We start from the raw sequence: 22,556 nt of genomic DNA on the forward strand, positions 1-22,556 counted from the left end.
GCCGGCGCCGGACAACACGAGGGAGAGACGCATCATGAAGACACTAAACCAGCTCGCTACCATCACCGCCTTGCTGCTGGCCAGCCAGGCCGCACTGGCCGCCGGTGCCGGCGGCACCTGGAAAACCATCGACGACGAGACCAAGCAGGCCAAGGCGCTGGTGGAAATCAGCGAAAGCGCCGGCGGCGAGCTGTCCGGTCGCATCGTGAAGCTGTTCGCCAATCCGGACGCGGTCTGCGACAAGTGCGAGGGCCCGCTGAAGGGCAAGCCGGTGGTCGGCATGACCATCCTCACCGGCCTGAAAAAGGGCGGTGACGGCTGGGAGGGCGGCAAGATCCTCGACCCGAAATCCGGCAAGGTGTACAGCGCCAAGGCCAAGCTGGCCGAGGCCGGCAAGAAGCTGGAAGTGCGCGGCTTCATCGGCATGGCGCTGCTGGGCCGCACCCAGACCTGGGAACGCCAGTAAGCCGGCCGCCGCGGCCATCGCGGCCGCGCCGTGCCGCAATCGACGGGACAGCTTGGGCTGTCCCGTTTTGCATGGGTACAATGCGCCCATGAACTCTCCTGCCGATATCGCCGGCCAGCCGCCGCTGGCTGCGCCCGCCACTGCCAAGAAACTGGAAAAGCTCGGCATCCGCCGTCGCTTCGACCTGGTGCTGCACCTGCCGCTGCGTTACGAGGACGAGACCCACCTCTACCCGATCGCCCAGGCGCCGTACGGCCAGGCGGTGCTGGTGGAGGGCGAGGTGACGCAGTGCGAGGTGCAGTTCCGCCCGCGGCGGCAGCTGGTGGTGCAGATTGAGGATAAGAGCGGCAAGCTGGTGCTGCGCTTCATCCACTTCTACGGCAGCACCCAGCAGCAGCTGGCCAAGGGTCGCCGCGTGCGGGCGCTGGGCGAGGTGCGGCGCGGCTTCTTCGGCGACGAGATGGTGCACCCGAAGATCCGCGAGGTGCACGAGGGCGATCCGCTGGCCGACAGCCTGACCCCGGTCTATCCGACGGTCAATGGCCTGACCCAGCCGGTGCTGCGCCGCCTGATCCACGGCGAACTGAAGGCGCAGCCGATGCCGGAGACGCTGCCGGACGACATCCGCCGCCGCCTGGGGCTGATGCCGTTCGCCGACGCGGTGCAGCTGCTGCACCGTCCCGGGCCGGAGTACTCCGCCACCCAGCTCACCGACGGCAACCTGCCGGCGTGGCAGCGGCTGAAGTTCGACGAGCTGCTGGCGCAGCAGCTGTCGATGCGGCTGGCCTACCGCGCGCGGCGGCAGGGCCGTGCGCCGGTGATCGCCGGCGACGGCAGCCTGCGCGCGCGGCTTGCGGCCAACCTGCCGTTCGCGCTGACCGGCGCGCAGCAGAAGGTGCTGGCCGAGATCGTCGCCGATCTGGCGCTGCCGCACCCGATGAACCGCCTGCTGCAGGGGGACGTCGGCAGCGGCAAGACCATCGTGGCGGCGATGGCGGCGCTGGCGGCGATCGAGGCCGGTTTCCAGGTGGCGCTGATGGCGCCGACCGAGATCCTGGCCGAGCAGCACTACGTGAAACTGGCCGCCTGGCTCGCGCCGCTGGGCATCGAGGTGGCGTGGCTGTCCGGCAGCCTGCGCAAGAAGGCGCGCGGCGAGATGGCCGCCCGTATCGCCAGTGGCGAGGCGCGGCTGGCGGTCGGCACCCACGCGCTGTTCCAGGACGACGTCAGCTTCGCACGGTTGGGGCTGGTGATCGTCGACGAGCAGCACCGCTTCGGCGTCGGCCAGCGCCTGGCCTTGCAGCAGAAGGGCGCCGAGCCGCACCAGCTGATGATGTCGGCGACGCCGATCCCACGCACGCTGGCGATGAGCTTCTACGCCGACCTCGACGTGTCGGTGATCGACGAGCTGCCGCCGGGGCGCACGCCCATCGTCACCAAGCTGATCAACGCCGACCGTCGCGACGAGGTGGTGCGCTTCGTCGACAAGGCCTGCCGCGAGGGCAACCAGGTGTACTGGGTGTGCCCGCTGATCGAGGAGTCGGAAACGCTGCAGCTGCAGACCGCGGTCGATACCCACGCGGTGCTGGTGGAAGACCTGCCGCAGTGGGGGGTCGGGCTGGTGCACGGCCGCATGAAGGCGGCGGAGAAGGCCGAGGTGATGGGCCGCTTCATCCGCAACGAGCTGCAGCTGCTGGTGGCGACCACGGTGATCGAGGTCGGCGTCGACGTGCCCAACGCCAGCCTGATGGTGATCGAGCACGCCGAGCGCATGGGCCTGGCGCAGCTGCACCAGCTGCGCGGCCGCGTCGGGCGCGGCGCGGCGAAGAGCAGCTGCGTGCTGCTGTTCGAGACGCCGCTGTCGGAGCTGGCCAAGGCGCGGCTGAAGGTGATCTACGAGAACACCGACGGCTTCGAGATCGCGCGCCAGGACCTGAACATCCGCGGCCCCGGCGAATTCCTCGGCGCGCGCCAGAGCGGCCTGCCGATGCTGCGCTTTGCCGACCTGGAGGCCGACATCGAGCTGCTGGAGGCGGCGCGCGAACTGGCGCCGCAGCTGCTGCAAGGTTGGCCGCAGTACGCGCACGCGCATCTGGTGCGCTGGCTGGCCGGGCGCGAGCACTTCCTCAAGGCCTGAGGTCGGCTTGCGGCCAACCTTGCTGCCATGAAAAAGGGCTGCCCGCGGGCAGCCCTTGTCGTTTGCAGTGTCGCGCTTACACGAACAGCTTCACGCCGACGTAGTACAGGCTGATCGCCAGACCCATGCTCACCGGCAGGGTCAGCACCCAGGTGGTGAGGATGGTCTTGATGGTGGACAGCTGCACGCCGGAACGGTTGACCACCATGGTGCCGGCGACGGCACTGGACAGGATCTGGGTGGTGGACACCGGTGCGCCGATCACGCTGGCCAGGCCGATGGAGACGGCCGACATGGTCTGCGCCGCCATGCCCTGCGCGTAGGTCATGTCCTTCTTGCCGATCTTCTCGCCCACGGTGTTGACCACGCGCTTCCAGCCGACCATGGTACCTAGGCCGATGGCCAGCGCCACGGCGACGATCACCCAGGTCGGGGCGTATTCGGTGGTCTGGGCCAGGTCTTTCTGGATGCCTTTCAGTTGCTTCTGGTCAACGTCGTTGATGCCCGGCACCTTGCTGATCTTCTTGGCGCCGTCGGTGAGGCAGATCAGCTGGGTGCGCACGTCCCAGCGCTGCGCTTCCGGCAGGTTCTGGAACGACTTGGCGTCGCCGATCGCGCTCAGCAGCGCGCCGGTTTCTTCCACGACCTTCGACGGTTCGCACTGGTGGTTGCCCTTCACCGGGTACTTCAGGTCGATGATGACCTGGTTGCGCTGGTACAGCTCTTTCAGCTGGATGGCGGCGATCTTGGTGTGCTCGATCTGGATCGGTTCGGCTTCGAGGTTGACCACAAAGTGGGCAGGCGCCAGCGCGATCAGCACCAGCATCACTAGGCCGACACCCTTCTGGCCGTCGTTGGAGCCGTGGGTGAAGCTCATGCCCATCGACGATACGATCAGCATGAAACGTGCCCAGAACGGCGGATGCTTGCGGCCTTCGATCTGCTGGCGCTGGAACGGCGATTTGTGGATGTTGGACAGCGGACGCAGCTTCAGCAGCGTGAACAGCATCAGGCCGGCGAGACCGGCGCCGAACAGCGGCGACAGGAACAGCGACAGGAACACGTCGATGGCCTTGCTCCAGTTGATGCCGTTGACGATGGAGTCACCGGTCAGCAGCGCGTTGCCGATGCCGACGCCGAGGATGGCGCCGATCAGGGTGTGCGAGCTGGACGCCGGGATGCCGAAGTACCAGGTGCCGAGGTTCCACACGATGGCGGAGGTCAGCAGTGCGAACACCATCACCATGCCCTGCGCCGAGTTGATGTTCAGCAGCAGGTCGGTCGGGATCAGGTTGACGATGGCGTAGGCCACGGCCAGGCCGCCAAAGAACACGCCGAGGAAGTTGAAGAGGCCGGACAGCAGCACGGCGGTCTGCGGCTTCATCGACTGGGTGTAGATGACGGTCGCCACGGCGTTGGCGGTGTCGTGAAAGCCGTTGATGAATTCAAAGGCGAGCACGAAGGTGATCGACAGCACCAGCGTGATTGCGAGCAGGGTGTCGAGTCCCGAAAGAAGTTCCAGCATGATTTGATGTGTCAGGCGTTATCAGAAAGGCGGGATTCTTGGGGTTGGCAGATGACACGTCAAGAGCTTGTAACAATCTTTTTGAGCTGCGTTTGAAATGTGCCAAAGGCATGAGTTTTCGCCTTGACAGTGTTGTATTTTGGCAGGGTTTAGTGGCTTGATTTGAAAAGAAAAATGCCTCCGTTCTGGAGGCATCGGAAGGGCTGTAATAAAACAGTAATATTCAGCCGAATTTGCCGGTGATGTAGTCTTCGGTTTCCTTGCGCTTGGGCGCGGTGAAGATATCGTCGGTGGCGCCGAATTCCATCAGCTCGCCCAGGTACATGTAGGCGGTGTAGTCGGAGACCCGGGCCGCCTGCTGCATATTGTGGGTGACGATGGCGATGGTGTAGTCCTGCTTCAGTTCGTGGATCAGTTCTTCGATGTGCGCGGTGGAGATCGGGTCCAGCGCCGAGGTCGGCTCGTCCAGCAGCAGTACTTCCGGGCGGGTGGCGACGCCACGCGCGATGCACAGCCGCTGTTGCTGGCCGCCGGACAGCGAGTTACCGGACTGCTTCAGCTTGTCCTTCACCTCGTTCCACAGCGCCGCCTTGCGCAGCGCCCACTCCACGCGATCGTCCATTTCGCTGCGCGACAGGTTTTCGTACAGCTTCACGCCGAAGGTGATGTTGTCGTAGATCGACATCGGGAACGGCGTCGGCTTCTGGAACACCATGCCGACGCTGGCGCGCAGCATGTTCACGTCGACCGACTTGGCGAGGATGTTCTGGTTGTCGAGCAGGATCTCGCCTTCGGCGCGCATGCCGGGGTACAGCTCGAACATGCGGTTGAAGGTGCGCAGCAGCGTCGATTTGCCGCAGCCGGACGGGCCGATGAAGGCGGTGACCTTGCCGGCCGGGATGTCGAGGTTGACCTTCTTCAGCGCGAGGAAGTTGCCGTAGTAAAAGTTCAGGTCTTTTACCTTGAGCTTGATTGCTTGTTCGTTCATGGTGCGTCAAGCCTTAATGAGATTGGGATTTCTGACTGCCCAGCCAGCGGGCAACGATGTTCAGGGTCAGTACGCTGAGCGTGATCAGCAGGGCGCCGGCCCAGGCGAGGGCGTGCCAGTCTTCGTACGGGCTCATCGCGAACTGGAAGATCACGATCGGCAGGTTGGCCATCGGCTGGTTCATGCCGCTCCAGAACTGGTTGTTCAGCGCGGTGAACAGCAGCGGCGCGGTCTCGCCGGAAATGCGCGCCACCGCCAGCAGGATGCCGGTGATCACGCCGGCCTTGGCCGAGCGCAGCGTCACGTACATGGTCACCTTCCACTGCGGGGCGCCGAGGGCGATTGCCGCTTCGCGCAGGCTGTTCGGCACCAGGCGCAGCATGTTCTCGGTGGTGCGCACCACCACCGGAATCACCAGCAGCGACAGCGCCAGCGCGCCGGCCCAGCCGGAGAAGTGGCCCATGGTCACCACGTACATCTCGTAGATGAACAGGCCGATGACGATGGACGGCGCCGACAGCAGGATGTCGTTGATGAAGCGGGTGGCCGGTGCCAGCCAGCCGCGCTCGCCGAATTCCGCCAGGTACACGCCGGCGAGGATGCCGATCGGGGTGCCGAGCAGGGTGCCGAAGAAGGTCATCTTCAGCGAGCCGGCGATGGCGTTGATCAGGCCGCCCTCGGAGCCGGGCGGAGGCGTGATCTTGGTGAACACGTCTACGCTCATGCCGGCGAGGCCGTGCACGAGCAGGGTGTACAGGATCCACGCCAGCCAGAACAGGCCGAACCCCATCGCCAGCAGCGAGGCGGTCATGTTGAAGCCGTTGACGAAACGGCGCCGGGCGTAGATGGCGTTGTTGCGCGAATTTTTGCTTGGGCGTGCCGACATGGTGCGATCCGTGTTGGGCGAACGGGCGGTCAGGGTGGTAGTCATCGTGCTCCCGCTCAGGAATTACGGCCTTCCTGCTTCTTCAGTTGCAGCAGCAGCAACTTGGAGCAGGACAGTACGACAAAGGTGATGAAGAACAGGATCAGGCCAAGCTCGATCAGCGCCGCCATGTGGAATTCGCCGGTGGCTTCGGCGAACTCGTTGGCCAGGGCCGAGGCAATCGAGTTGCCGGGATCGAACAGGCTGCTGGACAGGTTGGTGGAGTTGCCGATCACGAAGGTGACCGCCATGGTCTCGCCCAGCGCACGGCCCAGCCCCAGCATGATGCCGCCGATGACACCGGTCTTGGTGTACGGCAGGACCACGTTGCGGATCACTTCCCAGGTGGTGCCACCCAGGCCGTAGGCGGATTCCTTCAGCATCGGCGGGACCACTTCGAACACGTCGCGCATCACCGAGGCGATGAACGGGATCACCATGATGGCGAGGATCAGGCCGGCGGTGAAGATGCCGATGCCCATCGGCGCGCCCTGGAACAGGAAGCCGATCAGCGGCCATTCACCGAGGTTTTCCATGATCCATGGCTGCACGTGGTCGCCGAATAGCGGCGCAAACACGAACAGGCCCCACATGCCGTAGATGATGGACGGGATACCGGCCAGCAGTTCCACCGCGATGCCCAGCGGGCGCTTCAGCAGCGGCGGGCAGATCTCGGTCAGGAAGATGGCAATGCCGAAGCTGACCGGAACCCCGATCAGCAACGCGATAAAGGAGGTGACCAGAGTGCCGAAGATCGGCACCACCGCGCCGAAGTTTTCCGTTACCGGATCCCATTCGGTGCTGGTCAGGAAGCCCCAGCCGAAGTGCCGGATGCTGGGCATGGCGCCGATGACCAGCGAGATCAGGATGCCGACCAGCAGGGCCAGCACCAGGAAGGCAAAAAACCGGGTGGTCATGCGGAATAGCGAATCCAGCATCATCTGACGTTTCAGGTTGGCGCTGTTGCTTAGTTTTTCCATGAAAATCTCTTGGTCTGATTGGCAGACAAAAAGCCGAGGAGTCTCTCCCCGGCTTGTACTTCAGTCCTGCGGCTGCAGATTACTTCCAGACCGGGGCGCCGGAGGTGGCGGCGATCTGCTTCCAGCTGTTGCGGATTACCGTCTTCACATTGGCAGGCATTGGCACATAGTCAAGCTGGCTGGCAATGGTGTCGCCGCCCTTGTAGGCCCAGTCGAAGAACTTCAGCGCTTCCTGTGCCTGCTCCGGCTTGTCCTGCTTCTTGTGCATCAGGATGAAGGTGGCGCCGGAGATCGGCCAGCTGTCCTTGCCCGGCTGGTTGGTCAGGATCAGGTAGAAGCCTGGTGCCTTGGCCCAGTCGGCGTTGGCCGCGGCGGCCTTGAAGGTGCTGTCGTCCGGGTTCACGAAAGTACCGGCGGCGTTCTGTACCTGGGCGTGTGCAATCTTGTTCTGCTTGGCGTAGGCGTATTCCACGTAGCCGATGGAACCCTTGATGCGGGTCACGTAGTTAGCCACGCCTTCGTTGCCCTTGCCGCCGACACCGGTCTTCCAGTTTACCGCGGTGTTTTCGCCGATGGCGGTTTTCCACTCAGGCGATACCTTGGACAGGTAGTTGGTGAAGATGAAGGTGGTGCCGGAGCCGTCGGAGCGGCGTACCACGGTAATCTTCTGGTCAGGCAGCTTCACGCCTGGGTTCAGCTTGCCGATGGCGGCATCGTTCCAGTTGGCCACCTTGCCGAGGTAGATGTCGGCCAGCAGCGGGCCGGTCAGTTTCAGCTGGCCGGCGCCGATGCCCGGCACGTTGACGACCGGTACCACGCCGCCGATCACGGTCGGGAACTGCGTCAGGCCGTGCTTGTTCAGCTCTTCCGGCTTCAGCGGCATGTCGGAGGCGCCGAAATCAACGGTCTTCGACTGGATCTGTTTGATGCCGCCGCCGGAACCGATGGACTGGTAGTTCATGTTGTTGTTGGTCTGCGCCTTGTACGCTTCCGCCCATTTGGCGTACAGCGGGTAAGGGAAGGTGGCGCCAGCGCCGGTGATGTCGGCCGCAAACACATTGCTTGCAACAAAACCGGAAACCACCAGCGTGGTAGCCCAACGAATAGAGTGTTTCATGCTTGCTCCTAGAGTTCACGACTTGTTTCGATGTGCGCATCCTAAGGGAGGCTCTTTGCAGAAATATTACAGTCATGACCATGCACAGCAATGTAGTACCCGCTGATATAATTTGCCCATTAAAAACAGCACTCGGGGTATTCGGCATGACGGGCAAACTGGTAATCGGCAACTGGAAGATGAACGGACGGCTTGCGGCCAACCTTGCACTGATCGACGCACTGCGGGCCGATGCGGCGGTGCAGGCGGCCCAGGTGGCGGTGGCGCCGCCGTTTGCCTATCTTGGCCAGGCCGCTGCCTTGCTGGCCGGCAGCAATATCGCGCTGGCGGCGCAGGATGTCAGCGCCTTTGACAAGGATGGCGCCTACACCGGCGAAGTCAGCGCCGCGATGCTGGCCGATGTCGGCTGCCGCTACGTGCTGATCGGCCACTCCGAGCGCCGCCAGTACTTTGCCGAAGATCACGCCTTGCTGGCGCGCAAGCTGCAGGCGGCCGTTGCCGCCGGCCTGATCCCGGTTTATTGCGTGGGCGAGACCCTGGCCGAGCGTGAAGCCGACGCCTACAAGGCGGTGATTGCCGAGCAACTGGCGGTGTTGGGCGCGCTGGCCGGTCGCGACTACGTGGTCGCGTACGAGCCGGTCTGGGCGATCGGTACCGGCAAGGTTGCCAGCGTCGAACAGATCGACGACGTGCACCAATATATCCGGGCGACTTTGTTGCAATGCCATGGGGCTTCTGATAGTATTCGCGTCCTCTACGGAGGCAGCGTCAAGGCGGACAATGCGGATGCGATTTTTTCGCTGCAAAGTGTCGGTGGCGCCTTGGTTGGCGGGGCATCTTTAGATGTTGAGAGCTTTGGGCGAATTTGCCAGGCTGCTAAAAAAACGGTATAGTATGGAACTTCTGAATACATTAGCACTCGTCGCCATGTTGGTTTCTGCGCTGGCGATCATCGTCCTTGTCCTGATGCAGCATGGCAAGGGTGCGGACATGGGTGCTGCTTTCGGTAGTGGTGCATCGGGTAGTCTGTTTGGTGCCACCGGTTCCGCGAATTTTCTGAGTAGGGCTACCGCGATTGCGGCGGTCGTATTCTTCTCGTCCTTGATGGTTATTGGTTTCTTTCACTCCTCGGCCAAGACGGAATTGGGCGTGATGGGTGGGGTGTCCAGCCAGTCCGCATCGCCACTCCCGAGCGACGCTGATAAGAGCAAGGCCTCTGGTTCTGTGATTCCAGAGTAAAAATTGAGTTTGTATAGTGCCGACATGGTGGAATTGGTAGACACGCTATCTTGAGGGGGTAGTGGCCATAGGCTGTGTGAGTTCGAGTCTCACTGTCGGCACCACATTCAAAAAACAGGCCATCGGGAAACCGGTGGCCTGTTTTACTTGGAGCCAAGGAGGTCTTTGACCTCCTTTCTTTTAGAGGTGCGCGGGAAATGCTGCAAAATTACTTTCCCATTCTGATGTTCGTTGTCGTCGGCCTGCTGGTTGGCGTCGGTCCATTGCTTCTGGGGTGGCTGTTGGCCCCGAATCGTCCTGATCCTGAAAAGCTTTCTCCATACGAATGCGGCTTCGAAGCGTTTGAAGACGCGCGTATGAAGTTTGACGTCCGGTACTACCTGGTCGCCATTCTTTTCATTCTCTTCGATCTGGAAATTGCCTTTCTCTTTCCGTGGGCGGTTGTGCTCAAAGAACTGGGCATGTATGGCTTCGGCGTCATGATTGAGTTCATCACGGTGCTGACCATCGGTTTCGTCTACATGTGGAAAAAGGGAGCTCTGGAATGGGAGTAGAAGGCGTTCTTGAAAAGGGCTTTGTCACCACTACGGCTGACAAGCTCATTAACTGGACCCGTACTGGTTCCCTGTGGCCGATGACCTTCGGCCTGGCCTGCTGTGCGGTGGAGATGATGCATGCGGGTGCCGCCCGTTATGACCTCGACCGTTTCGGTATCGTGTTCCGTCCTAGCCCACGTCAGTCCGATTTGATGATTGTCGCTGGCACCCTGTGCAACAAGATGGCTCCGGCCCTGCGCAAGGTGTACGACCAGATGGCCGAACCACGCTGGGTGATCTCCATGGGCTCCTGTGCCAATGGTGGCGGCTACTATCACTACTCTTATTCTGTCGTTCGCGGCTGTGATCGTATTGTTCCGGTTGATGTCTATGTGCCGGGCTGTCCGCCGACTGCAGAGGCGTTGCTTTACGGCATCATCCAGCTGCAGAACAAGATCAAGCGTACCAATACTATCGCCCGCTGAGGTTAAACCATGGCATCCAGAATGGAAGTGCTCAAGTCGGCGGTAGAGCGTGTGCTTGGCGACAAGGTTGTATCGGCCAAGATCGCGCTCGGCGAGCTGACTATCGTCTGTAAATCCGTGAACGTGACCGAAGCAATGACCACATTGCGCGATCACCCAGAGCTGGCGTTCGAACAGTGTATCGACGTCTGCGGCATGGACTACAGCACCTATCAAGACCAACCACAAGACGGTCCGCGTTTTGCGGTGGTTTATCATTTGCTGTCCCTGACGCACAACACCCGCCTGCGTGTGCGCGTGTTTGCGGAAGATGACGATTTCCCGGTCGTGCCGAGCGTGGTGGAAATCTGGAATACCGCCAACTGGTTCGAGCGCGAGGCGTTCGACCTGTTCGGCATCATCTTCGAAGGCCATCCGGACCTTCGTCGCATCCTTACCGACTACGGTTTTGTCGGTCATCCGTTCCGCAAGGACTTCCCGCTGTCCGGTCATGTCGAAATGCGCTACGACGCAGCTCAGCAGCGCGTGATCTACCAGCCGGTCACCATCGAACCGCGTGAGATTACCCCACGCATCATTCGCGAGGAGAACTACGGTGGCTGATATCCGTAACTACACCCTGAACTTCGGTCCGCAGCACCCGGCCGCGCACGGCGTGTTGCGCCTGGTGCTGGAACTGGACGGTGAAGTGGTACAGCGTGCCGACCCGCATATCGGCCTGCTGCACCGCGGCACCGAGAAGCTGGCCGAAAGCAAGACCTACATCCAGTCGCTGCCGTACATGGACCGTCTCGACTACGTGTCGATGATGTGCAACGAGCACGCCTACTGTCTGGCGATCGAAAAGCTGGCCGGCATCGACGTGCCGGAGCGCGCCCAGTACATCCGCGTGATGTTTGCCGAGATCACCCGTATACTCAACCACCTGTTGTGGATCGGCGCGCACTCCATCGACATCGGTGCGATGACCATGTTCCTGTACGCGTTCCGCGAGCGCGAGGACCTGATGGACTGCTACGAGGCGGTCTCCGGTGCCCGTCTGCACGCGGCCTACTTCCGTCCGGGCGGTGTCTATCGCGACCTGCCGGACAGCATGCCGCAGTACAAGGCGTCCAAGATCCGCAACGCCAAGGAAATCGCGCGCCTGAACGAAACCCGCAAGGGCTCGATGCTCGATTTCATCGAAGACTTCACCAACCGTTTCCCAGCCTGTGTAGACGATTACGAGACCCTGCTCACCGACAACCGTATCTGGAAGCAGCGTACCGTCGGTATCGGCGTGGTGACTCCGGAGCGTGCCAAGAACCTGGGCATGACCGGTCCGATGCTGCGTGGTTCCGGCATCGCCTGGGACCTGCGCAAGATGCAGCCGTACGACGTGTACGACCGCATGGAGTTCGACATTCCGGTCGGCGTCACCGGCGACTGCTACGACCGCTATCTGGTGCGTGTCGAGGAAATGCGCCAGTCCAACCGCATTATCCAGCAGTGCGTGAAGTGGCTGAAGGCCAACCCGGGTCCGGTCATCACCGACAACCACAAGTTCGCCCCGCCTAGCCGCGAAGACATGAAGAGCAATATGGAGGAGCTGATCCACCATTTCAAGCTCTTCACCGAAGGCATGCATGTGCCGGAAGGCGAAGCTTACGCCGCTGTAGAGCATCCAAAAGGCGAGTTCGGCATCTATCTGGTGTCCGATGGCGCCAACAAACCTTATCGTCTGAAAATCCGTGCGCCGGGCTATGCCCATCTGGCCAGTCTGGATGAAATGTCTCGTGGCCACATGATCGCCGACGTTGTCGCGATCATTGGTACGCAGGACGTGGTATTTGGGGAGATCGACCGCTGATGCTATCCGCACAATCGCTTGCAAAAATTGACCGCGAACTGGCCAAGTATCCTGCCGACCAGTTCCGGTCTGCCATCATGGGCGCGTTGCGCATTGCACTGGTCGAGCGTCATGAAACCGGCAACACGCCGGAAGAGCGCTGCCTCAATGCCGACGTGATCGAATTCGTGGCCAACTACGTGGGGATCCCGCCGGTTGCCGCCTACGAAGTCGCCACCTTCTACAACATGTACGACATGAAGCCGGTCGGCAAATACAAGCTGACCGTCTGCACCAACCTGCCTTGCGCACTGCAAGGCGGCGTCAATGCCGCGCACTACATCGGCGAAAAGCTGGGTATCGGTATCGGTGAAACCACCGCCGACGGCAAGTTCACCCTGCTGGAAGGGGAGTGCATGGGCGCCTGTGGTGATGCACCGGTACTGCTGGTGAACAACCACAAAATGTGCAGCTTCATGACGCGCGAAGCTATCGATAAGAAACTGGCGGAGTTGGAATAATGGCAGTTTTCGTCAATGGCGTGATTTTCGAGGGCGTGGACACCGCCGCTCCGGACTGCTGGCGCCTCGAGGCCTACATGGCTCGCGGTGGCTATCAGGCCCTCAAGAAAATTCTTGATAACAAGATCCCCCAGGAAGACGTGATCGCCGAAGTGAAGAACTCCGGCTTGCGTGGTCGTGGCGGTGCAGGTTTCCCGACCGGCCTGAAGTGGAGCTTCATGCCGCGTTCCTTCCCCGGTGACAAGTACGTGGTCTGTAACACCGACGAAGGCGAACCGGGCACGTTCAAGGATCGCGACATCATCATCTACAACCCGCACGCGCTGATCGAAGGCATGATCATTGCCGGCTACGCGATGGGTTGCAAGGCGGGTTACAACTACATCCACGGTGAAATCTTCGAGGCCTACGAGCTGTTCGAAGAGGCGCTGGACGAGGCACGCAAGGCCGGTCTGCTGGGACAGAACATCCTCGGCACCGACTTCAGCTTCGACCTGTTCGCGCACCACGGCTACGGCGCCTACATCTGCGGCGAAGAAACCGCGCTGCTGGAATCGCTGGAGGGCAAGAAAGGCCAGCCGCGCTTCAAGCCGCCGTTCCCGGCCAGTTTCGGCCTGTACGGCAAGCCGACCACCATCAACAACACCGAGTCGTTCGCCTCCGTGCCGTTCATCATCCGTGACGGCGGCCAGAAGTTCCTGGAAGCGGGCAAGCCGAACAACGGTGGCACCAAGCTGTTCTCCATCTCCGGTCACGTCAACCGTCCGGGCAACTACGAGATCCCGCTGGGCACCCCGTTCGCCACGCTGCTGGAAATGGCCGGCGGCATGAAGGACGGCAAGAAGCTGAAGGCGGTGATCCCGGGCGGTTCGTCCGCACCGGTGCTGCCGGGCGAGGTGATGATGGAACTGACCATGGATTACGACAGTATTTCCAAGGCCGGTTCGATGCTGGGTTCCGGTGCCGTGATCGTGATGAACGAGGACGTGTGCATGGTCAAGGCGCTGGAGCGTCTGGCCTACTTCTATCACGAAGAGTCCTGCGGCCAGTGCACGCCATGCCGTGAAGGCACCGGCTGGCTGTACAAGGTGATCCATCGCATCGCCAACGGCGAAGGCCGCGACGGCGATCTGGAGTTGCTGGAATCTGTCGGGAACAATATGGCGGGCCGCACGATTTGCGCCCTGGCTGACGCAGCCGTGTTCCCTGTTCGTAGTTTCACCAAGCACTTCCGCAATGAGTTTGAACATCTCATTAAGCACAAGAAGGCCTTGGTGGATCACAAATGGTGTTGAGCGATGCTTGAAATCGAAATCGACGGAAAAAAACTGACGGTCAATCAGGGCATCACCATCATGGATGCTGCCCATACCGCTGGTACACATATTCCTCACTTCTGCTACCACAAGAAGCTGTCCATTGCGGCCAACTGCCGCATGTGCCTGGTGGAAGTCGAGAAGGCACCGAAGCCGCTGCCGGCCTGTGCCACACCGGTAACCGACGGCATGAAAGTGCATACCGCCTCGCCGCTGGCCAAGAAGGCCCAGGCTGGCGTGATGGAATTCCTGCTGATCAACCACCCGCTGGATTGCCCGATCTGCGACCAGGGCGGCGAGTGTCAGCTGCAGGATCTGGCCGTGGGGTACGGCAATTCCTCTTCCCGTTACCAGGAAGAAAAACGCGCCGTGGTCGGCAAGGACATGGGGCCGCTGGTTTCCGCCGAGGAAATGAGCCGCTGCATCCACTGCACCCGCTGCGTCCGCTTTACCGAAGAGATTGGTGGCTACCAAGAAATCGGTATGGCCAACCGCAGCGAATTCTCGGAAATCCTGCCCTTCCTCGGCAAGACCGTGAACTCCGAAATCTCCGGCAACGTGATCGACCTGTGCCCGGTCGGCGCGCTGACCTCCAAACCGTTCCGCTACGCCACCCGTGCCTGGGAGCTGTCGCGCCGCAAGTCGGTCAGCCCGCACGACGGTCTGGGCAGCAACCTGATCGTTCAGGTCAAGCAGAACCAGGTGATGCGCGTACTGCCGCTGGAAAACGAAGACATCAACGAGTGCTGGATCGCCGACCGCGACCGCTTCTCGTACGAAGGCCTGAACAGCGCCGCGCGCCTGCAGAAGCCGATGATCAAGTTTGACGGCAAGTGGCACGAAACCGACTGGCAGACGGCACTGGACTACGTGGTCAAGGGCCTCAACGGCGTGGCCAACGACCACGGCAAGGACGCCATCGGCTTCTTGGCCAGCCCGCACAGCACCACCGAAGAGCTATACCTGGCGCAGAAACTGGCGCGCAGCTTCGGCGTGAACAATATCGATGCCGCGCTGCGTCGCAGCGACAAGCGTGTCGCCGCTGCGCAGCAGGGCGCGCTGTGGCTCGGCTCCAGCATCGTCGAACTGCTGGCGGCCAAGTCGGTGCTGATGGTGGGTTCCACCCAGCGCACGGAGCAGCCGCTGCTGGCGTCACGCCTGCGTCAGTCCGTCAAGAAGGGCATGGCACTGAACGTGATCCATACCAGCGACGACGACCTGCTGACCCGCGTCAACGCCAAGCTGATCGTATCGCCACTGGCCCTTGTTAACGCGCTGGCCCAGGTGCTGAAAGCCGCGGTGGAAATCAAGTCCGCGTCGACCATGCTCGACCTGTCTGCGGCCAACGTTGGAGCCGAGGCGCGCGCGATTGCCGACAGCCTGTGCGCCGCCGAATCCGCCGCCGTGGTGCTGGGCAACGTGGCTCAGCATCACCCGGCGTTTGCCGAGCTGCTGTCGCTGGCCCAGGAAATCGGCCGCGTGACTGGTGCCCGTTTCGGTATCGCAGCCGAAGCCGCCAACAGCGTCGGTGCCGACATTGCCGGTGTCAACCCGCAACGTGGCCCGATGGGCAAGGCCGTGACCGCCGGTCTCGCCGCGAGTGAAATGCTGGCCGCGCCGCGCAAGGCTTATGTCCTGCTCAACAGCGAGATCGAAGCCGACGCCTACAACAGCCAGCAGGCCGTTGCCGCGATGAAGCAGGCCGCCACCGTGATTGCCCTGACCGCATTCAAGGGTGAAGCGTTGCTGGACTACGCCGACGTGCTGCTGCCGATCGCGCCGTTCTCCGAAACTGCCGGTTCCTTCGTCAACATGGAAGGCAAGCTGCAGCCGTTCAACGGCGTGGTGCGTCCGCTGGGCGAGACCCGTCCGGCCTGGAAAGTGCTGCGCGTACTGGGTAACATGCTCAACCTGTCCGGCTTCGACTTCAACAGCGCGGAAGACGTGCGCGCCGAACTGCTGGCGCAGGGCGACATCGCCGCGGCACTGAACAACCAGCTGAGCACTGTTGCGGCCAACGTTGCGGCCGGCGACGCGCTGGTGCGACTCGGTGAGGTGCCGCTGTATCAGGCCGATGCCATCTGCCGCCGTGCCGACTCGCTGCAGAAGACCGCCGCGGCCGCCGCGCCCGTGATTGCCCTCAACCCGCAAGACATCGCCAAACTGGGTCTGGAAGCAGGTCAGCCTGCCATCGTCAGCCAGGGTGAGGCCGAAGTTCGCCTGCAACTGGTAGCCGACGCTGCCGTTGCCGCCGGTGCGGTCCGTGTCGCTGCTGCCCATCCGGCAACGCAGGCACTGGGTGGTCTGTTCGAACCGATTCAGATCAAGCGAGGATAATCATGGAATTGCTGCAAAACTTGCTGGGGACCGAGGCCGGTCTGGCGGTGTGGACACTGCTGAAGATTCTGGCCATCGTTGCCCCGCTGATGATCGGTGTGGCCTACCTGACGCTGGCAGAGCGCAAGGTGATCGGCTACATGCAGATCCGTATCGGCCCCAACCGTGTCGGCCCGAAAGGGCTGCTGCAGCCACTGGCTGACGGCGTGAAGCTGCTGATGAAAGAGATTATCCTGCCGACCAAGTCGAGCAAGGGTCTGTTTCTGGTGGCACCGGTACTGTCCATCATGCCGGCGCTGGCGGCCTGGGCAGTGATCCCGTTCACCGACACCATGGTGCTGGCCAATATCGACGCGTCGCTGCTGTTCATCATGGCGATCACCTCGATGGGTGTGTACGGCGTGATCGTGGCCGGCTGGGCGGGTAACTCCAAGTACTCCTTCCTGGGCGCACTGCGTTCCTCGGCCCAGATCGTGTCCTACGAGATTTCGATGGGCTTCGCGCTGGTCGGCGTGCTGATGGTGTCCGGCAGCCTGAACCTGGTCGAAATCGTCAACCAGCAGGGCCACGGCATCGGCGGTGGTTCGGTGCTGTCGTGGAACTGGCTGCCGCTGTTCCCGCTGTTCCTGGTGTACCTGATCTCCGGTGTCGCCGAAACCAACCGTGCGCCGTTCGACGTGGCGGAAGGTGAGTCGGAAATCGTGGCCGGTTTCCACGTGGAATACTCGGGCATGGCCTTCGCCGTGTTCTTCCTGGCGGAGTACGCCAACATGATCCTGGTGTCGGCACTGACCGCCATCATGTTCATGGGCGGCTGGCTGTCGCCGTTCCCGGCTTCGTGGGGTGCGCTGGGCGCGTCCGGCGTGATCTGGCTGCTGGCCAAGATTTCCCTGGTGCTGTTCCTGTTCCTGTGGTTCCGTGCCACCTTCCCGCGCTATCGCTACGACCAGATCATGCGTCTGGGCTGGAAAATCTTCATCCCGGTATCGCTGGTTTGGGTGCTGGTTGTCGGCGCCTGGATGATGAGCCCACTGTCGCTGTGGAACTGATACGGATTGGATGAATAGCATGGAAATGATCCGAAATTTTTTCAAAACCTTCCTGCTGGTGGAGCTGGTGCAGGGCCTGATGGTGACCGGTCGTCACTTCTTCGCCCGCAAGATCACCGTCCAGTTCCCGGAAGAGAAGACCCCGATCTCGCCGCGCTTCCGTGGCTTGCACGCCCAGCGCCGTTACGCCAACGGTGAGGAGCGTTGCATCGCCTGTAAGCTATGCGAGGCGGTATGCCCGGCAATGGCCATCACCATCGAGTCGGAACAGCGCGACGACGGTACCCGTCGTACCTCGCGTTACGACATCGACCTGACCAAGTGCATCTTCTGCGGCTTCTGCGAAGAGGCCTGCCCGGTCGACGCCATTGTGGAAACGCACATTTTTGAATACCACGGCGAAAAACGTGGCGACCTCTACTACACCAAGCCGATGCTGCTGGCGGTGGGTGACAAGTACGAGGCTGAAATTGCGGCCAACAAGGCTGCTGATGCCAAGTATCGCTAAGGGGGAGACATGAGCTTTCAAGCTGTTGTGTTTTATGTGCTGTCGCTGATCCTGATCGTCGCCGCGTTCCGCGTGGTGACGGCCAAGAACCCGGTTCATGCAGCCTTGTATCTGGTGCTGGCGTTCTTTACCGCCTCCGGCCACTGGCTGTTGCTGCAGGCGGAGTTCCTCGCCATCGCACTGGTGCTGGTCTATGTCGGTGCGGTGATGGTGTTGTTCCTGTTCGTGGTGATGATGCTGGACATCAACATCGAGAAGCTGCGCGAAGGCTTCTGGCAGCACTTCCCGCTGGCCGGTACCGTGGCGCTGGTGATGGTGGCCGAAATGGTGCTGATCCTGTCCAGCCCGGAGGCCAACCTTGCCGGCTTCCAGGCTGGTCCTGCGGTTGCGGCCGATGCCAGCAACGTGCGCGAACTGGGGCGTCAGCTGTATACCGTCTACCTGCTGCCATTCGAGGCGGCGGCGGTCGTGCTGCTGGTAGCGATGGTTGCCGCCATCGGCATCACCATGCGCAAGCGTGCTGACAGCAAGTACATCAATCCGGCGGAGCAGGTGCGGGTGCGTCGTAATGACCGCGTGCGCATGGTTCAGGTTCAGGCGGTCAAGCCTGAAGCGGACTCTGCTTCTGACATCAACGAGCAACAGGCCTGACGGCCGATTAGGAGGACACGTGCTTTCACTCACACACTTCCTGGTTCTGGCCGGCATCCTGTTTGCCATCAGCGTACTGGGTATTTTCCTGAACCGGAAAAACCTGATCATCCTGCTGATGGCCATCGAACTGATGTTGCTGGCGGTGAACTACAACTTCATCGCGTTTTCGCACTATCTGTCTGATACGGCTGGGCAGATCTTCGTCTTCTTCATCCTTACCGTTGCCGCAGCAGAATCGGCGATTGGTCTGGCGATTTTGGTGGTGCTGTTCCGTAAATTGGACACCATCAACGTAGAAGACTTGGGCAGCCTCAAAGGCTAAGGCAACCGGATACCACTTTAAAAAGCACGACAAACATGGATATGAAGAGCTTATACCTGCTGATTGCGCTCTCACCACTGGTGGGGTCGGTCATTGCAGGCCTGTTTGGATGGGCGATTGGTCGCCGTGCTGCACACGTTGTTACCATTCTCGGCGTGGCAGTTTCGGCGGTTCTCTCGATTGGCGTACTGAAGGGCTTCCTCGACGGCAGCACCCAGGTATTCAATGCCCCTGTATACACTTGGCTGACGGTCGGCGGTTTCGAGTTCTCCGTCGGTTTCCTCGTTGACTCGCTGACCGCGATGATGCTGGTGGTGGTGACCAGCGTGTCGCTGATGGTGCACATCTATACCATCGGCTACATGCACGAAGATCCGGGTTACCAGCGCTTCTTCAGCTACATCTCGCTGTTTACCTTCTCGATGCTGATGCTGGTGATGTCCAACAACTTCATCCAGCTGTTCTTCGGTTGGGAAGCGGTGGGTCTGGTCTCCTATCTGCTGATCGGCTTCTGGTTCAAGCGTCCAACCGCGATCTTCGCCAACCTGAAGGCCTTCCTGGTCAACCGCGTGGGTGACTTCGGCTTCCTGCTCGGTATCGGCCTGGTTCTGGCCTACTTCGGCGGTTCGCTGAACTACAGCGACGTGTTCGCTGCGGCACCGGCGCTGGCCAGCAAGACCATCCAGATCATCCCTGGCGTGGAATGGTCGCTGCTGACCGTGACCTGCATCCTGCTGTTCATCGGCGCGATGGGTAAGTCGGCACAGTTCCCGCTGCACGTGTGGCTGCCTGACTCGATGGAAGGCCCGACCCCGATCTCCGCGCTGATCCACGCGGCGACCATGGTGACCGCCGGTATCTTCATGGTATCGCGCATGAGCCCGCTGTTCGAAATGTCGGATACCGCACTGAACGTGGTGATGGTGGCCGGCTCGATCACCGCGCTGTTCATGGGTTTCCTGGGCGTGGTGCAGAACGACATCAAGCGCGTGGTGGCTTACTCCACCCTGTCTCAGCTGGGTTACATGACCGTGGCGCTGGGCGCTTCCGCCTACTCGGTGGCCATGTTCCACGTGATGACGCACGCGTTCTTCAAGGCGCTGCTGTTCCTTGGCGCCGGTTCCGTGATCATGGGCATGCACCATGACCAGGACATGCGCAATATGGGCGGCCTGCGCAAGTACATGCCGATTACCTGGATCACCTCGTTGCTGGGTTCGCTGGCGCTGATCGGTACCCCGTTCTTCTCCGGCTTCTACTCCAAGGATTCCATCATCCTGGCCGTGGAAAGCAGCAATCTGTCGGCTTCCGGTTTTGCCTACTTTGCCGTGATCGCCGGTGTGTTCGTGACCGCGTTCTACTCCTTCCGCATGTACTTCCTGGTCTTCCACGGCAAGGAACGCTGGATGGAGAACCACGCCCACCACGAGCATCACGGTGACCACGACGACGAAGAGCCGTCCGGTGACCACCACCATGGCTTGGGCCCGAACGACAAGCCGCACGAGTCGCCGTGGGTGGTGACCCTGCCACTGGCTCTGCTGGCGATTCCATCGGTGTTGATCGGCTTTTTCGCCATCCATCCGCTGGTCGGCGGTGAGTTCTTCAACGGCGTGATCTTCACCAACCTGGAGGCTCATCCGGGTCTGGAAGCGGCGATGCACCACGCCCACGATGCGATGGCCATGGGCCTGCACGCCTTCGTGACCCTGCCGTTCTGGTTGGCCGCCGCCGGTGTGGCACTGGCCTGGTTCTTCTACATGAAGGCGCCGCACATTCCGGCAGCCATCAAGCAGAAATTCTCCGGCGTACACACGCTACTCGAGAACAAGTACTACATGGACGAGCTGTACTTCGCCGTGTTTGCCAAAGGTTCGCGCGCACTGGGCACTTTCTTCTGGAAAGTCGGTGACATGCTGCTGATCGACGGCTTGCTGGTGAATGGCAGTGCCCGTCTGGTCGGCTCGGTATCCAGAGCGGTCCGCAAGCTGCAAACCGGTTTCATCTACAGCTACGCTGCGGTGATGATCATCGGGGTGCTGGTTCTGATGACGTACTGGTTCAAGCCGCTGATCCTCCGTTAAGGATCGGTACCGGAATCGATATAACAAATTAGGTTCTCGATATGTTTGCTAATCCTTTGAGTCTGGTGATCTGGACCCCCATCGTAGCCGGCCTGCTGGTGCTGGCGACCGGTGGCGACCAGCGCGCACCGCTGGCGCGCTGGCTGGCGCTGGCTGGTGCCGTGCTGGGGTTCCTGGTATCGCTCCCGTTGTTTACGCAGTTCGACAACCTGCATGGCGGCATGCAGTTTGTCGAAAACATGCCGTGGATCGAATCCCTCGGTATCAACTACCACCTGGGGGTGGACGGCATCTCGATGCTGTTCATCGTGCTGAACAGCTTCACCACGCTGATGGTGATCCTGGCCGGCTGGGAAGTGATCCAGAAGCGCACCGCACAGTACATGGCCGCGTTCCTGATCATGTCCGGCCTGATCAACGGTGCCTTCGCCGCGCTGGACGCGATCCTGTTCTACGTGTTCTTCGAAGGCATGCTGATCCCGATGTACCTGATCATCGGTGTGTGGGGCGGTCCGCGTCGCGTTTACGCCTCGATCAAGTTCTTCCTGTACACCCTGCTGGGTTCGCTGCTGATGCTGGTGGCGTTCATCTACCTGTACTTCCAGGCCGGCAAGAGCTTTGACATCCAGGCCTTCCAGGCCCTGAAGCAGATCCCGCTGCAGGTGCAGATCCTGCTGTTCATCGCCTTCTTCCTGTCGTTCGCGGTGAAAGTGCCGATGTGGCCGGTGCACACCTGGTTGCCGGATGCCCACGTGGAAGCGCCGACCGGCGGTTCCATGGTGCTGGCGGCGATCACGCTGAAGATCGGTGCCTACGGCTTCTTGCGGTTTGCCCTGCCTATCGTGCCGGATGCCTCGATCGAGCTGGCACCGATCATGGTCGGCCTGTCGCTGGTGGCGGTGGTGTACATCGGTCTGGTGGCCCTGGTACAGACCGACATGAAGAAACTGGTGGCCTACTCCTCCATTTCGCACATGGGCTTCGTGACCCTGGGCATGTTCCTGTTCACCGGCAGCCAGATGAATGCGTGGGCGGTGGAGGGTGCACTGGTACAGATGGTGTCCCACGGTTTTGTGTCCGCCGCGATGTTCTTCTGCATCGGCGTGATGTATGACCGCGTGCACAGCCGCAACATCGCCGACTACGGCGGTGTCGCCAACAAGATGCCGATCTTCGCCGCCTTCATGATGCTGTTCGGCATGGCCAACTCCGGTCTGCCTGCCACCTCCGGCTTCGTCGGCGAATTCATGGTGATCATGGGCGCCGTGCAGGTGAACTTCCTGGTCGCTGCGCTGGCCGCCACCACCCTGATCTTCGGTGCCGCCTACACCCTGTGGATGTACAAGCGCGTGATCTTCGGTGATGTGGACAACCACCACGTGGAAGAGATGAAGGACGTCAACAAGCGTGAATTCCTGATTCTGGTGATCCTGGCCGTGACCGTACTGGGCATGGGTCTGTACCCGCAGCTGTTCGTTGAGAAGATGCACCTGTCTGTCAATGAACTGATCGCGCACGTTGCGCAAAGCAAGCTCTAAG

General features: G+C 61.3%; 22 protein-coding genes and 1 tRNA gene. 18 read left to right on the top strand and 5 right to left on the bottom strand.

Annotated features, from left to right (window positions below):
• The first annotated feature begins 34 nt into the window (after positions 1-34).
• Both IE100_RS12055 and recG read left to right on the top strand, forming a co-directional pair.
• Complete coding sequence (locus IE100_RS12055) at positions 35-466, top strand: DUF2147 domain-containing protein (RefSeq protein WP_189374525.1); 432 nt, start codon at positions 35-37, stop codon at positions 464-466.
• A gap of 88 nt (positions 467-554) precedes the next feature.
• Positions 555-2,603, top strand: a complete 2,049-nt coding sequence (recG, locus tag IE100_RS12060; protein ID WP_189374526.1) for an ATP-dependent DNA helicase RecG — start codon at positions 555-557, stop codon at positions 2,601-2,603.
• Positions 2,604-2,679: 76 nt separating this feature from the next.
• On the opposite strand, the gene IE100_RS12065 is transcribed toward recG, so the two are convergent.
• From IE100_RS12065 to pstS, 5 genes are all read right to left on the bottom strand, one after another.
• Positions 2,680-4,128 (bottom strand): inorganic phosphate transporter, encoded by a 1,449-nt coding sequence (locus IE100_RS12065; protein ID WP_189374527.1) that lies wholly within the window; start codon positions 4,126-4,128, stop codon positions 2,680-2,682.
• Between the two features lie 223 nt (positions 4,129-4,351).
• Positions 4,352-5,116, bottom strand: a complete 765-nt coding sequence (pstB, locus tag IE100_RS12070) for a phosphate ABC transporter ATP-binding protein PstB (protein WP_189374529.1) — start codon at positions 5,114-5,116, stop codon at positions 4,352-4,354.
• Positions 5,117-5,129: 13 nt separating this feature from the next.
• Positions 5,130-6,002 carry a phosphate ABC transporter permease PstA gene (gene pstA, locus IE100_RS12075; RefSeq protein ID WP_189374531.1) on the bottom strand — a complete coding sequence of 291 codons (873 nt, stop codon included), beginning with the start codon at positions 6,000-6,002 and terminating at the stop codon, positions 5,130-5,132.
• Between the two features lie 56 nt (positions 6,003-6,058).
• Complete coding sequence (gene pstC, locus IE100_RS12080) at positions 6,059-7,021, bottom strand: phosphate ABC transporter permease subunit PstC (RefSeq protein ID WP_189374533.1); 963 nt, start codon at positions 7,019-7,021, stop codon at positions 6,059-6,061.
• A 79-nt stretch (positions 7,022-7,100) separates the two neighbouring features.
• The gene (gene pstS / locus IE100_RS12085; RefSeq protein WP_189374535.1) at positions 7,101-8,138 is read right to left on the bottom strand and encodes a phosphate ABC transporter substrate-binding protein PstS; all 1,038 of its coding nucleotides are present in this window, start codon (positions 8,136-8,138) and stop codon (positions 7,101-7,103) included.
• A 146-nt stretch (positions 8,139-8,284) separates the two neighbouring features.
• Here pstS and tpiA point away from each other — a divergent pair, with 146 nt between their 5' ends.
• From tpiA to IE100_RS12165, 16 genes are all read left to right on the top strand, one after another.
• A complete protein-coding gene (gene tpiA, locus IE100_RS12090) occupies positions 8,285-9,031 on the top strand; it encodes a triose-phosphate isomerase (RefSeq protein WP_189374718.1) in 747 nt (248 codons plus the stop codon).
• A gap of 1 nt (position 9,032) precedes the next feature.
• Complete coding sequence (gene secG, locus IE100_RS12095; protein WP_047966922.1) at positions 9,033-9,377, top strand: preprotein translocase subunit SecG; 345 nt, start codon at positions 9,033-9,035, stop codon at positions 9,375-9,377.
• An 18-nt stretch (positions 9,378-9,395) separates the two neighbouring features.
• Positions 9,396-9,481 (top strand) — tRNA-Leu (locus IE100_RS12100).
• Positions 9,482-9,574: 93 nt separating this feature from the next.
• A complete protein-coding gene (locus tag IE100_RS12105; protein WP_047966923.1) occupies positions 9,575-9,931 on the top strand; it encodes an NADH-quinone oxidoreductase subunit A in 357 nt (118 codons plus the stop codon).
• The gene (locus IE100_RS12110; protein ID WP_047966924.1) at positions 9,922-10,398 is read left to right on the top strand and encodes a NuoB/complex I 20 kDa subunit family protein; all 477 of its coding nucleotides are present in this window, start codon (positions 9,922-9,924) and stop codon (positions 10,396-10,398) included. The genes IE100_RS12105 and IE100_RS12110 overlap by 10 nt, the downstream gene beginning before the upstream one ends.
• A 9-nt stretch (positions 10,399-10,407) precedes the next feature.
• Positions 10,408-11,001 carry an NADH-quinone oxidoreductase subunit C gene (locus IE100_RS12115; protein WP_047966925.1) on the top strand — a complete coding sequence of 198 codons (594 nt, stop codon included), beginning with the start codon at positions 10,408-10,410 and terminating at the stop codon, positions 10,999-11,001.
• Positions 10,994-12,247, top strand: a complete 1,254-nt coding sequence (locus IE100_RS12120; protein ID WP_189374538.1) for an NADH-quinone oxidoreductase subunit D — start codon at positions 10,994-10,996, stop codon at positions 12,245-12,247. Before IE100_RS12115 ends, IE100_RS12120 begins: the two co-directional genes overlap by 8 nt.
• Positions 12,247-12,747 (top strand): NADH-quinone oxidoreductase subunit NuoE, encoded by a 501-nt coding sequence (gene nuoE, locus IE100_RS12125; RefSeq protein ID WP_189374540.1) that lies wholly within the window; start codon positions 12,247-12,249, stop codon positions 12,745-12,747. Before IE100_RS12120 ends, nuoE begins: the two co-directional genes overlap by 1 nt.
• A complete protein-coding gene (nuoF, locus tag IE100_RS12130; protein WP_189374542.1) occupies positions 12,747-14,042 on the top strand; it encodes an NADH-quinone oxidoreductase subunit NuoF in 1,296 nt (431 codons plus the stop codon). Before nuoE ends, nuoF begins: the two co-directional genes overlap by 1 nt.
• Before the next feature lie 3 nt (positions 14,043-14,045).
• Positions 14,046-16,400 carry an NADH-quinone oxidoreductase subunit NuoG gene (nuoG, locus tag IE100_RS12135; RefSeq protein ID WP_189374544.1) on the top strand — a complete coding sequence of 785 codons (2,355 nt, stop codon included), beginning with the start codon at positions 14,046-14,048 and terminating at the stop codon, positions 16,398-16,400.
• Positions 16,401-16,402: 2 nt separating this feature from the next.
• A complete protein-coding gene (nuoH, locus tag IE100_RS12140) occupies positions 16,403-17,449 on the top strand; it encodes an NADH-quinone oxidoreductase subunit NuoH (protein ID WP_047966930.1) in 1,047 nt (348 codons plus the stop codon).
• A 28-nt stretch (positions 17,450-17,477) separates the two neighbouring features.
• Positions 17,478-17,957 (top strand): NADH-quinone oxidoreductase subunit NuoI, encoded by a 480-nt coding sequence (nuoI, locus tag IE100_RS12145; protein ID WP_197693963.1) that lies wholly within the window; start codon positions 17,478-17,480, stop codon positions 17,955-17,957.
• 9 nt (positions 17,958-17,966) lie between these two features.
• Positions 17,967-18,608, top strand: coding sequence for an NADH-quinone oxidoreductase subunit J (locus tag IE100_RS12150; RefSeq protein ID WP_189374545.1), 642 nt, complete (start codon positions 17,967-17,969; stop codon positions 18,606-18,608).
• 19 nt (positions 18,609-18,627) lie between these two features.
• Positions 18,628-18,933, top strand: a complete 306-nt coding sequence (gene nuoK / locus IE100_RS12155; RefSeq protein ID WP_189353537.1) for an NADH-quinone oxidoreductase subunit NuoK — start codon at positions 18,628-18,630, stop codon at positions 18,931-18,933.
• Between the two features lie 35 nt (positions 18,934-18,968).
• On the top strand, positions 18,969-21,017 hold the full coding sequence (nuoL, locus tag IE100_RS12160) for an NADH-quinone oxidoreductase subunit L (protein ID WP_189374547.1): 2,049 nt from the start codon (positions 18,969-18,971) through the stop codon (positions 21,015-21,017).
• A 41-nt stretch (positions 21,018-21,058) separates the two neighbouring features.
• Positions 21,059-22,555 carry an NADH-quinone oxidoreductase subunit M gene (locus IE100_RS12165; protein WP_189374549.1) on the top strand — a complete coding sequence of 499 codons (1,497 nt, stop codon included), beginning with the start codon at positions 21,059-21,061 and terminating at the stop codon, positions 22,553-22,555.
• Position 22,556 lies beyond the last annotated feature (1 nt).

It is taken from the genome of Vogesella alkaliphila, assembly GCF_014652475.1.
Classification (GTDB): Bacteria; Pseudomonadota; Gammaproteobacteria; order Burkholderiales; family Chromobacteriaceae; genus Vogesella; species Vogesella alkaliphila.